Source organism: Streptomyces sp. NPDC028419 (assembly GCF_055565515.1).
Map to the genome: position 1 here is coordinate 135,325 of NZ_JBVHUE010000024.1, position 11,508 is coordinate 146,832.

Here is an 11,508-nt window from a genome sequence, read left to right on the forward strand (position 1 = left end):
TACCCTTACCGCGCCGAGGGCTCCGGGCCAACACCCGAGCCCCTCGACCGGCTCCCCCCCCCCCCCCCCCCTCCCCCCCCCCGCCCCCCCCCCCCCCCCCCCCCCCCCCCCCCCCCCCCGGTCCACACCCGGCCGAGCTGCTTGCCCGCCGAGACGAGGTGGATCGGGGGCTCCGCCCGCTCGCACCATCCGCGCACCCCGTCGATGACCACCTCGTGGTCGTCGACGATCACGACGCTGATCGGCCGGTCCGCCATTGTGCCTCCATCCAGAAAGTGTCGTCGTCCGTGTCCAGGAAGCCGTCGGTCGCGATCTCCCACGCGGGGGACCCGAGGGGCGACAGCTCGATCTCCCCGCAGTCGCCGACCACCTGCACCGAGACGAACTCGGGGGCGAAGACCACGGTCACATTGGCCCAGCTCCGGGCCTTCGCCAGGGCCGGCAGCGGGAAGCTGCCGAGCGCGAGGCGGACCTCCGGCGGCGGGTCGACCGGGGTGCCGTGGCTGATCACCTCGGCCCGCACCCGGCGCCGCTTCGCCGCGTCCGCGTACTCGTGCAGCTCGTGCACCAGTTGGTTCGGTACGTCGTCCGTCTCCGCGAAGAGCCGGCGCATCCGGGCGGCCTCGGTCCAGCACTCCCGCTGGACCTCCGGGTCGTTGCTGTCGAGGGTCCCGTCGGCGAGCCCGCGGAGCAGGGGGCCCGCGCTGCCCAGCAGGCCGGCGTAACTGTCCTGGAGCGCCTGGGCGGTTCGGGCGGCGATCCGTTCGCTGTGCCGGATGTGTTCGGTCCGCCGGCGGGCCGCCTCCGCCTCGTGCGCGGTGCGGCGCAGGGCGGTGGCGGCCACCCCGCAGGCCAGCGGGAAGCCGATCGTGCCGAGGGAGCCGGTGACGAAGTTCAGTACGGCGCCCTCGGCGACGGGCCCGGACAGGGCGAGGTTCACCGCGGTGATCGCCTCGTGCGCGCCCAGGAAGAGGACCAGCTCGACCATCGGCCGGTCCAGGAGGAGCACGACCCCGATCCAGCCGACGGTGCCGAAGGCCCAGTCCGCGGCGGTCGTCGGCGTCCCGGCGGGCAGCGAGGCGCAGGACAGGACCGACGCGCCGAGGGCCAGGACCACGCCGACCCAGCGCTCGGCGCCCCACGGCCGGCGGCGCAGCGTGAAGGCCCCCTCGACCACGGCTATGCCCAACAGCAGCCCGTACGCGAGGAGTTGCATCCACAGCGGCCGGTACGCGTCGATGTTGCGCAGCCAGCTCATCGACAGCAGCACGACGGCGGAGATGCCGAGCACGGCGAGGCGCAGGTGGTACAGGAACTCTTCGGCGGCGGGAGCGGCGCCGGCCGGCCCGCCCGCCCGGTGGAAGCTCTTCATCGTGGCCACTCCAGACTGACGGTGGTTCCCCTGCCCTGCCGGGACCGGACGTCGGCCCGGCCGCCGACCTCCTCGACGCGTTCGACGATGGAGGCGCGCACCCCGCGCCGGGTGGGACCGACGGCGGCCGGGTCGAAGCCGATCCCCTCGTCGGCCACCTCGACGCGCGCGCCCCCGCCCGATCCGTCGCTCGTGACGGTGACCGAGCAGTGGCCCACCTCGGCGTGCCGGGCCACGTTCACGAGCGCCTCCCCGGTGGCGTCGGCCAGCGCGACCGTCACCTGCGGGGGCAGCCGCAGCGACCGCGGCCCCCGCAGCTCGACCCGGACCGGCGTGAGGCCGATGGCCGCCCGCAGCCGCTGCATCAGGTCCGCCTCCAGGGCGGGTTCCGTCGCCCAGGACAGTCGTTCCAGATCGCGTTCCGCTTGCGCCGCCAGCGAGGCCGGGGAGGTGCCCCCGGCGCCCGAGCCGACCCACAGCAGGGTCGTGGCCGCGGTGTCGTGCAGGGTCCGGTCGTAGGCCCGCCGGGCGGCCCGGATCCGCGCCTTCGCGCTCTGCTCCGCGCGCGCCGCCTCGGCGTCCGCGGCGGCCGCGTCGGCCAACCGGCCGCCGCGCAGCATCAGTTCCCACAGCATGCGCGCGAGCAGGGCGACGACGAGCGACCACAGCGCGGTCACCAGGCTGTCGAGCGAGCCGCGCGCGGGCGGGGCCGCGGCCGTGCCGACGATGGCGCCGGACAGCACCAGCAGCGCCGCGGCCCCGCCGAGCAGCCGGCTGGCGTAGTACTGGTAGCCGACGCAGGCGAAGGACAGGAACGGCAACAGCCAGGACCTGCCGTGCTCCAGCCAGTCCAGCGCCACCGTCCACGGCGCGCTCGCGGCCAGCGCGGCCAGTACGACGGCGTCGGCCAGGGTCGCCGCCGGCCCCGGCCCCCGTAGCAGGGCCCGCACGTACACGGCGCTCCACGCCGTCGCCAGCGCCAAGGCCGCGTAGGCCACCCGGGCGGAGGGGGCGGCGGGCGCCGCCCAGGAGGCGACGAGGAGCGTCGGGACGCCCGTCGCGATCCGGATCACCGCCACGTAGCGGTGGCCGAGCAGGTAGAGGTGGGAGACCGCGCTGTCGGCTACCGGCATGAGCCCTCCCTCGCCCGTCCGGCCCGGGTGCCGGGCCGCGGATTCGATTGTGCCGGTCGGTCGGGCCGCGTGCTGTCGGTCGGTCGCACGACTCCCAACCGGCTTCCACTTCCCTAGCGTTGGGTCCGGGGACGGGCCGCCCGGCCGGTCCCCGCTCGCCCCTGCGACGAGGAAGGCACCATGTCCACTCCGCACCCGCACGTGCACTCGAATCCGCAGCCGCAGCCGCACCGACGGCCCCCCGCGCACCGCCGGCCCCGGGGCGGCGCCGTCCGCCGGCGGCTGGTCGCCGCCGCCACCGCGGTGCTCGGCGGCGGGGTCCTGCTCCTGGTCCCCGCGTCCACGGCCTCGGCGACCACCCGCCCCGGCGTCAACGCCACCCCGTACAACGAGGGCGGCGAGTACTGGGACACCGACGGCTGCACGGACGTCCCCGACGCGGGACTCCACACCATCAGGGTCTTGTACGGCAAGCCGCCCTTCGCGGCGTACGGCTCCCTCACCGGGCGCTTCGACTTCCACCACGCCTGCAAGCACCACGACGGCTGCTACAAGTTCCGCTGGGCGGACCGGGCCACCTGCGACCAATGGTTCCGCAACGACATGCACGCCTCCTGCACCGCGATGAAGTCCAATGCGGCGTGCGACGACATGGCCGAGCTGTACTACCGGGGTGTGCGCGTCTTCGGCGAGATCCCCTGGAGGCTGCACGACATCAGGATCTCGATGAAACCGTCCGTCGCCTGACGGCCGGAGGCCTGACGAACCGTCGGCGGCGGGCAACGCTGTCGGTCGGGTGAGCTATATGTTCGTCCAGCGCTTCGACGTGCTCCGGCTCCGACGCGCTCCGTTCCCGCCCGGCCTCCAACAGCGGCCGGGCGGGAACGGTTCAGCGCGCCCCCTGTTGTTCTCGGCACGGGAGCGGGCTGCTTCCGGATGGAAGGCCGACACCAACGGTGCCCTGCACCCATTGACGGGGGTCGGCGCCGGGATTGCAAGGCAATCCGGGAACTTCTCCCGGAGGCACGCGCTTGTGCCCTCGACCAGCACCGGAACGGTCATCCGCGTTCAGCCCCGCGTCACTCCGTGATCGGCATTGTTCCGTAAATCCATGATCACGTGGCGTTACGGAGGGTCGGCGGTCCATGCTGAGCCTCCCCAACGGCCGGCCGGCACCCGGTCGTTGAGGACACCCGTCGCCCGGCCCCGGATGGCCGGACGGGTCATGAGGCCGACTCCCAACGAAGTCGAGGACGACCAATGCCGAAGAAGTACATCGTTTTCATCGTCGCGCTGTTGATGGTGCTCGGTTGGAGCGTGGCGATGACCGCCATGGGCCAGAGCGCCGCGATCGCCACCCTCGCACCGGCCCTGGGCCTCACGGTGCAGCAGGTCTTCCAGGCGGCCCGATCGCGGAGCGCCGCGGCGTCCGGCCACCGGGTGGCGGCGGTCCCCGACGGGGAGGGCGACACCCCGTGACCACGCCCTCCGAATCGAAGCTCCCGGCTCCCCAGCCGGTCCCCGCGCGCCCCGGCCGCAAGCTCGGCCCGATAGCCGACACCGTCGGCAGCTCCCACCGCGCATGGCTGGAGCACGCACGCGACCAGTACCTCGCCAGCGGCCTGACCCTCAGCGAGCTCGGCCTGCGCGTCCCGCTGGCCAAGTCGAAACTCTCCGAACTCCTGCGGGGCCTGGGCCTGTACCCGCGGTGGGAGGTCATCGGCCGCCTCTCCGCCGAGCTCGACATGCCGCTCATCCCCTTGTACCGGCTCTGGCGCCAGGCGGCCCTGGACGCGCAGAAGACCTACGAGTGGGTCCAGCGGTGCAGCGACAAGTCGGCCCTGACCGCCCCGCAACCCAACCCGCCCGTGGAACACGAACCCTTCCGCCAGACCGTGGAGGGCGGCTACCGCCGCTACGCCCAGGCGTTCCTCCCCGACGGCCCCCGCGACGCGGCCGTCGACGACACCTTCGACATCCTCTGGCTGTCCTGGAACAGCGCCCTGGCCAGCCCCGACATCCGCCGCTACGCCTGGAAGATCCTGCGGGCCACCGTGATGGCCAAGACCCCGCACCTGGACGGCTGGCCCGAGCTGGTCCCCGCCGCCTTCGACACCGTCGCCGTGCGCCGCCTGACCCGCTCGACCGACCCCGCCGAGCAACTGGCCGAGAGCCTGGAGCTGTTCCGGGCCATCGGCCGACTGCCCGCCAACCTCCAGGACGTCATGGTGCTGCGCCACCTGTGCGGCAACACCGCCGAGGAGACCTCCGCCCTGCTCGGCGTCCCGCCGCCGATGGTGCGCTCAGACGAACGTCACGCCCGCCGCATCCTCTTCCCGCCGCCCGAGAGTGAAGGCCCCATCGAATGACAGCCGTCGAAGCGATCCTGGCCCGGGCGCTGCTGGTGCGCGAGCGCACCGTACCCCGGGACGTCGTCCGCACCCACCCCTGCTCCCAAGCCCAAGCCCAAGTCCAAGTCCAAGCCCAAGTCCAAGTCCAAGTCCAAGCCCACCTCCAACCCCACCTCCGCCCGCGCGCGCACGCCCTCCCGCCGACCGACACCACCCCCGCCGTGGCCGCCGAGAACCTGCGGGCCCTGTGCGAGACGCTGGTCAGCCACACCCCGGCCGTCACCGTCACCAAGTTCGTCACCGACCAGGTGCCCGAGCCGCGCAGCGCCCTGGTGCTGGCCTGCGTGCTCCAGCTGACGGAAGCCGACGACGGGGCCCGGTTCTGGTGGCAGTACGCCGCGGGCGCCGGGCAGGCGACCGCCGCCTACTGCCTCTACCTGCACCACCTGTCCCTCGGCGAGGCCGATGCGGCCCAGTGGTGGCTCCGGCAGACCGACGACGTCCAAGCGACCCCGCTCGACGGGGCCGCGGGCGCGGGCGCGGCCGAGCCCGACGAGCGGATCACCAGCCCCTCCACGGCCACGATCCTGCGCGTGCTCCACCGCCTCGCCCAGCAGATGGCCCGGCACCGCTCGGCCGCGGTGATCGAGCTGATGGACTTCATGCCCACGGCGGTGGCCACCGGCTACCTCCGCGAGCCCGACATGGACCTCCCCATGCCGGGCCCCGGATTCGCCGCCCGCATCGGCGCCCTGCTGGCGCCCCGACCCCGCCACGCCCCGGCCACCGCCCTGCCCCCGGTCGTCCGCACGCGGGGCCTGCACCCCCTGGGCGAGACCGCCACCCGCTGAGCGGACCGGGCCGGGTGGGGCGCGCGCACCCCACCCGGCCTTGTCCTCTTTCGGACCCCAGGAGGGGCCGAAGGGCGGACGAAACCACGGGTCCGTTCCCGGTTGGCTTGTTCCGGTGACCACCTCTCCCGCCACCCCGACCCCGCCGCGTCCACCGTCCCCGCCACCCCCGGCCGTTCTCGCGGCGGACCGCGTGGACCAGTACTTCGCCGCCCCCGGCGGCGGCGTCCTGCACGCCCTCGACGGGGTCAGCCTGAGCGTGCGCGACGGCGAGTTCGTCTGCGTCGTCGGGCCCTCGGGCTGCGGGAAGTCGACCCTGTTGCGCCTGCTCGGCGGTCTGCTCGCGCCCTCCGCCGGCAGCGTCACGACGGTCGCGCGGGGCGGGACGGGCCCGGGCCCGGGTCCGGGTCCGGGTCCGGGGCCGAGTCGGAGTCGGAGTCGGAGTCCGGGCGATCGTCCGGACGTCGCCTTCGTCTTCCAGGACTTCGGCGTACTGCCCTGGCTGACCGTACGGTCCAACGCGGCCTTCGGCCTGCGCATGTCCGGCATGCGCAGGCGCCCCGCCGAACGGGCCGCGGACCCCTGGCTGGCCCGGGCCGGGCTCGCCGACTTCGCCGACGCCTACCCGCACCAGCTCTCCGGCGGCATGCGCCAGCGCCTCGCGATGGTCCGGGCCTTCGCCACCGGCAGCCCCGTCCTGCTGATGGACGAACCCTTCGGCTCCCTCGACCCGCAGACCCGGCGGCTGATGCGCGAGCACCTGCTGGAGCTGTGGCAGGAGGAGCGCAAGACCGTCGTCCTGGTCACCCATTCCCTCGACGAGGCGCTGCTCCTCGGCGACCGGGTGCTGGTGATGTCCCCGCGGCCCGGCACCCTGATCGACTCCCTCACGGTGCCCTTCCCCCGGCCGCGCACCCCCGACGTGGAGGACTCCGCCGCCTTCGCCCGGCTGCGGGCCCGGATCTGGGAGGCCCTGCGGGCCACCCCGGCGCGGGAAGGCGGCCACCGGTGAACCCGCCAGAGCCCCGCCCCGCCCCGCCCGCCGCCCCGCCCGCCGCCCCGCCCGCCGCCCCGCCCGCCGCCCCGCCCGCCGCCCCGCCCGCCGCCGCGGCCGCCGCCGCCCGGGCCGCGGTGCGCCGCAGCCGTCGCGAGTCCGCCGTGGCCCTGGCCCTGGGGGCCGGTGTACCGGCCGCCCTGCTGCTGGGCTGGGAGTCCGCGGCCCGGCTCGGCGCGGTGGACCCCCTGCTCTTCCCCGCACCCTCGAAGATCGCGCTCCGGCTGGCGGACCTGCTCGGCAGCGGCGAACTCGGCGCGCACCTGGGGGCCACCCTCGCCCGGCTGCTGCCCGGTTACGCGCTGGGCGCGCTGGCGGGCGTACTGGTGGGCCTCGCGATGGGGGCCTCCCGGCACACCAGGGCCGCGCTCGGGCCGTTGTTCGCCGCGCTGTACTCCGTACCGAAGATCGCCACGCTGCCGCTGCTGCTGCTCGTCTTCGGGCTGACCGAGACGCCCAAGGTGCTGTCCGTCGCGATCACCGTCTTCTTCGTCCTCCAGATCAACACCACCGCCGGGGTGCGCCAGATCGACCCGCGCGCCCTGGAGACCGCCCGCGCCTACGGGGCCCGGGGGCCGCGGCTGCTGCGCCTGGTGCTGCTGCCGGGAGCCTGCCCGGCGGTGCTGACCGGGCTGCGGACCGCGGCCGGGCTCGGGGTGGTCGTGGTGGTGGCCGTCGAGTTCGTCGCCTCCGAGAGCGGGCTGGGGTTCCTGATCTGGAACTCCTGGACCCTCTTCCAGCCCGAGCGGATGTACGCCGGGATCATCGCGGTCGCGGTGCTCGGTACGGCGTTGTCGGCCCTGCTCGCCCTGGCCGAGCGGGTGGCGATGCCCTGGCGCCGCGGGCAGGAGCGCGGCGCCGCGTGACCCGCCCCGGCCCTGGCCGCGACCCCGGCCCCGACCTCGACCCCCGACGTGACCCTCACGCTCGACCTCACCTTGAGAAGGAACGATTCACCATGCGCCGCGGTCTGCCCCTCCTCGCCCTCACCACCGTCACCGCCCTCCTCGCGGCCACCGCCGCCTGCCAGCGCGCCAGCCCCGCCGCCGCGGGCCCCGTACCCGTCAAGGTGGCCCACGTCCCCTCCACCCTCTTCGCCCCGCTCTACGTGGCCGAGGCCAAGGGGTACTTCAAGGACGCCGGCCTCGCCGTCGAGCTGAACAAGGTCAAGACGGGCCAGGACGCCGTGCCGCTGGCGGGCACCGGGAAGGTCGACGCGGTCGCCGCGGGCTTCTCGGCCGGGCTGTTCAACGCCATGGCCAAGGGGGTCGGGGTGAAGGTGGCCGCCTCCATGGGCGGCTCCACCGGCGCGCACCCCTCGCCCACCACCCTCGAAGTGTCCCGGCGGCTGGCGGACTCCGGGGAACTGGCCCGGCCCGAGGACCTGCGCGGACGCAAGGTGGCCGTGGCGGGCGGCGGGGGAGCGGCCGGCGGCTACCAGCTCGACGCGACCCTGCGCTCGGCCGGGCTGACGGTCAAGGACGTCACCGTCGTCAACGTCGCCATCCCGGACATGAAGAACGCCCTGGCGAACGGCGGGGTCGACGCGGCCATGGCACCGGCCCCCTTCACCACCGCCATGGAGGCGGACGGCACCGCCAAGGCCCTCGCCGTCCCGCCGCGCGGCACCACCGCGAGCGGACTGGTCCTGGGTTCCGCATTCGACGGGACCCCCGGGGCCGCGAAGTTCCTGGCCGCCCTGCGCCGGGCGGCGGCCGACCTCCAGGGCGACGGCGCGAAGAGCGAGGAGGTCCTGGCCGCCCTGTCCCGGGCCACCGGCCAGAGCATCGAGGTCCTGCGCGCCACCCCGCCCTACCAGTGGACCCCCGACCTGGCCCCCGACGCCGACCAGCTCACCGCCCAACAGCGCGCCTACGACACCGCGGGCCTGCTCGACTCCGCCCCCCTCCCCCCGGAGCGGCTCGTCGCGAAGACGACCGGCTGAGCACGTCGGGGCCGGGGCCGCGGGCGGTACGGATCAGACCAGGGCGTCCTGGCGCAGGAGTTCCGCGCGGATCGCGGGGAGGTCGTGGGCCCGGCCGCCCCGGGCGGCGAGGGCCGCGGCGACGCCCGCCGCGTGGCCCGTGGCGAAGGCGGTGCCCATGACCCGCAAGGAGGTGAAGGCGTCGTCGTCGGACCCGGTCAGCCGCCCGGCGGCCCAGAGGTTCTCCCGGTCCACCGAACAGATCGCCCCGTAGGGGATGTCGTACCAGCCGCGGCCCTCGATGGGCTCGTAGCGGGTCACCCCCGGCCCCTCGTGGTCCTCGATCGGCCAGCCGCAGCGCGCGATGGACTGATGCGGGCGCTTGCGGGCCGAGCGCACGTCGTCCCCCGTGACCACCTCGCGGGCGGCGATCCGGCGGCCCTCGCGGATGCCCAGGTGGGGGCCGGTCGCCACCAGGTACGCCCCCGACCAACCCGCCAGACCCGCCCGCAGGGCGTCGAGGTAGTCCCGGGCCTGCCGGCGGGCCCCGGTCTCGGCCCGGGTCAGCGCCACCGGGTCGAGGGTGTCGACGTGCTCGTCGACCAGCAGGGAGAGCACCTCTCCCGTCACCGGCAACCGGGCGAGCACGCCCCGGTCCCGGGGCAACGTGCGGCCGGTCACCGCGTTGTGCGCCGCGATCGCGGCCGCGGTGCCCTCCCGGGAGAGGTCCGCGTCCGGGTGGACCCCGCCGATCCGGCTGACCAGGGTGCTGGTCTGGCGGGCCGGGACGGGAGCCACCACGACTGCGGCCCCGGCCAGGGCCGAGAAGGAGCCGCAGCCGCTCGCGTCGACGAAGGACCGGGCCCGGACCCGGTGGCGGCCGGCCGGATCGGCGACCTCCACCTCGCGCACCCGCCCGCCCGCGCTGCGGGCGGCGACCACCCGGCTGTGCAGCCGTACGTCGACGGCGGAGGCGGCGAGTTCCTCGTCCAGGACCGCCTTGGTGAGCTCCACGTCGAGCAGCACGAAGCTGTTCCCGGACCAGGGGAAGCCGGAGTCCCGGGAGCCGCCCGCCGCGTGCAGGCGGCGCAGGATGCCGGCGCCGACGCCCGCCACCACGCGCTCGCGGCGCTGGTCGGTGAACCCGCAGTAGATGGCCACGCCGGAAGCGGTGGCGGCGCCGCCGAGGAAGCCGTACGCCTCGATCAGCCGGGTGCGGGCACCGGCCCGGGCGGCGCCCAACGCCGCGGCCACGCCCGCCGATCCACCGCCGACCACGACGACGTCGAACTCCTCGGTGGGCAGGGGGGTGCTGTGCACGGTGGCGGTATCGCTTTCTCATCGGGGCCGCGGCCGGGGCCGGGGCCCGGGCGATCCCGCCCCGACGGCCCGGACCGCCTGGTGTTCCCATCGTCCGCGGCCCGCGGGTCCGGCGAACTCGCCCAAGGGACACTCCGCGTCGCCGAAAGAAGGCTTCCGCTCCGGGATCAGCTGCCGGTGCCGCAGTGCGCGAGGTCGCTCTCGGCCAGGGGCTTGCCCTCGGGGGTGACGTAGGTGACCCACAGGACCATGTCCTCGCTCCCCTCGTTGCGGCCTTCGTGGACGTACCCGCTGTCCTCGACGACGGAGTCGCCGGCGCGGTAGACGTGCACCCTACCGGGATGGACGGGCGCGTAGTGGGTCAGCGTTCCGGACTTCACGACGCCGATCAACTGCCCGTAGTGGCAGTGCCGGCCGGTACTGCCGCCCGGCGGCAGGGTGATCTCGCGGAAGTTGACCTGCACCGGATCCTTCACGGACACGTTGACGGGGGTGTCCTGCCGGCCCTGCGCGATCTCCTTCACCACGGGAGCGGGCCCCGCGCCGGGCGCCCCGGCGGATGCCGTGGCTCCCGTGGCGGTCAGGACGACCGTGACGGCGGCGGCCGCCCCGGCTAGGACACGGGACGGCTTGCGCATGGGCGTTCTCCCTCGATCACGGTGCAGGACGATCCGCGCGCGGCGGCAGGGACGGCTGCCGCCGCCGGACGCGTTCCATCGTGTAGAAGGGCTGCCCCGCGCAGCAGGGCCGAAGGTCACCGGTCGTCCGGGACCACCGGCCCGGCCGTCCTCCCGCGAGGCCGGGGCCCAGCGCGATGACCAGCGGGGGCCCAGACGGTCGCCGCGGCGCCCGTCTTCTTCGATCCGCACCATTGCTGACCCGTTCTCCGGGGTGGGACCGTGGCCGGCATGGTCGACACCCGCTCGCGACGGTACGAGGCAGCCGCCCGAAGCATGTTCTGGTCCGGCATCGCCCTGTTGCTGCTGGGCCTGTCCGCTCTCGCGGCCGCGCGGACGGACGGCGCCCGTCCGTGGGTGTGCGACCCGGGCTGCCGCCCGGCGGAGAACACGGCGTGGGAGATCGTCAGAACGCTCGGTGCGGTGGGCGCGGGCCTGGGCGCGCTGCTCGGGGCCGTCGCCGTGCTCATGGCTACCCTCCGCCGCCCACCGGCCCCCGGGCCGTCGAGCGATCCTTCAGCCGGGTCGAGCGACACCCGGCCGGGATGATCGTCGTCCGGGCCGAGGCGAGCGCCGAGGTGGCGACGGCGAGCGGGACGATCCAGTCCCAGCCGCCGAGGGCCCCCCGGGCCGGCGCGGCGGACACGGCCCCGCCCGGCGGGGCCGGTCAAAGCCCCTCCGGCGTTCGAGGAGCGGGGTTCGGGGCGGAGCCCCGAGACGCCCGGCGCGGCCCGCCCCCCCCGCCGGGGGGGGGGGGGGGGGGAGGGGGGGGGGGGGGGGGGGGGGGGATGGGGGGGGGGGTGGGGGGGGGGGGGGGAAAAACACC

Annotated in this window: 12 protein-coding genes; 8 read left to right on the top strand and 4 right to left on the bottom strand. The window is 75.3% G+C overall.

The features are described 5' to 3' along the window. Positions 1-229: 229 nt before the first annotated feature. Positions 230-1,372: a hypothetical protein gene (locus ACZ4UB_RS26510; protein WP_468073783.1), complete on the bottom strand. Its 1,143-nt coding sequence runs from the start codon at positions 1,370-1,372 to the stop codon at positions 230-232. Beyond that, the gene (locus ACZ4UB_RS26515) at positions 1,369-2,505 is read right to left on the bottom strand and encodes a sensor histidine kinase (RefSeq protein WP_468073785.1); all 1,137 of its coding nucleotides are present in this window, start codon (positions 2,503-2,505) and stop codon (positions 1,369-1,371) included. Before ACZ4UB_RS26515 ends, ACZ4UB_RS26510 begins: the two co-directional genes overlap by 4 nt. A 180-nt stretch (positions 2,506-2,685) precedes the next feature. On the opposite strand from ACZ4UB_RS26515, the gene ACZ4UB_RS26520 reads away from it, so the two are divergent. The 7 genes from ACZ4UB_RS26520 (at position 2,686) to ACZ4UB_RS26550 (ending at position 8,706) form a co-directional block, all read left to right on the top strand. Then, a complete protein-coding gene (locus ACZ4UB_RS26520; protein ID WP_468073787.1) occupies positions 2,686-3,252 on the top strand; it encodes a phospholipase A2 in 567 nt (188 codons plus the stop codon). Between the two features lie 513 nt (positions 3,253-3,765). Next, positions 3,766-3,984 carry a hypothetical protein gene (locus tag ACZ4UB_RS26525; RefSeq protein WP_468073789.1) on the top strand — a complete coding sequence of 73 codons (219 nt, stop codon included), beginning with the start codon at positions 3,766-3,768 and terminating at the stop codon, positions 3,982-3,984. Beyond that, positions 3,981-4,874 carry a sigma-70 family RNA polymerase sigma factor gene (locus ACZ4UB_RS26530; protein WP_468073791.1) on the top strand — a complete coding sequence of 298 codons (894 nt, stop codon included), beginning with the start codon at positions 3,981-3,983 and terminating at the stop codon, positions 4,872-4,874. The genes ACZ4UB_RS26525 and ACZ4UB_RS26530 overlap by 4 nt, the downstream gene beginning before the upstream one ends. Beyond that, positions 4,871-5,707 (top strand): hypothetical protein, encoded by an 837-nt coding sequence (locus ACZ4UB_RS26535; RefSeq protein ID WP_468073793.1) that lies wholly within the window; start codon positions 4,871-4,873, stop codon positions 5,705-5,707. The genes ACZ4UB_RS26530 and ACZ4UB_RS26535 overlap by 4 nt, the downstream gene beginning before the upstream one ends. Before the next feature lie 115 nt (positions 5,708-5,822). Continuing rightward, complete coding sequence (locus ACZ4UB_RS26540; protein WP_468073795.1) at positions 5,823-6,719, top strand: ABC transporter ATP-binding protein; 897 nt, start codon at positions 5,823-5,825, stop codon at positions 6,717-6,719. Continuing rightward, positions 6,716-7,627: an ABC transporter permease gene (locus tag ACZ4UB_RS26545; protein WP_468073797.1), complete on the top strand. Its 912-nt coding sequence runs from the start codon at positions 6,716-6,718 to the stop codon at positions 7,625-7,627. Before ACZ4UB_RS26540 ends, ACZ4UB_RS26545 begins: the two co-directional genes overlap by 4 nt. Before the next feature lie 92 nt (positions 7,628-7,719). Next, complete coding sequence (locus ACZ4UB_RS26550; protein ID WP_468073799.1) at positions 7,720-8,706, top strand: ABC transporter substrate-binding protein; 987 nt, start codon at positions 7,720-7,722, stop codon at positions 8,704-8,706. Between the two features lie 33 nt (positions 8,707-8,739). Here the strand turns inward: ACZ4UB_RS26550 and ACZ4UB_RS26555 are convergent, their stop codons facing one another. Together ACZ4UB_RS26555 and ACZ4UB_RS26560 are read right to left on the bottom strand one after the other, a co-directional pair. After that, entirely contained in the window at positions 8,740-10,005 is a 1,266-nt protein-coding gene (locus tag ACZ4UB_RS26555) for an FAD-dependent oxidoreductase (RefSeq protein ID WP_468073801.1), read from the bottom strand. Positions 10,006-10,172: 167 nt separating this feature from the next. After that, entirely contained in the window at positions 10,173-10,643 is a 471-nt protein-coding gene (locus ACZ4UB_RS26560) for a cupin domain-containing protein (protein WP_468073803.1), read from the bottom strand. Between the two features lie 270 nt (positions 10,644-10,913). Between ACZ4UB_RS26560 and ACZ4UB_RS26565 the strand changes: the two genes are divergently transcribed. Further along, positions 10,914-11,231 (top strand): hypothetical protein, encoded by a 318-nt coding sequence (locus ACZ4UB_RS26565; protein ID WP_468073805.1) that lies wholly within the window; start codon positions 10,914-10,916, stop codon positions 11,229-11,231. Positions 11,232-11,508 lie beyond the last annotated feature (277 nt).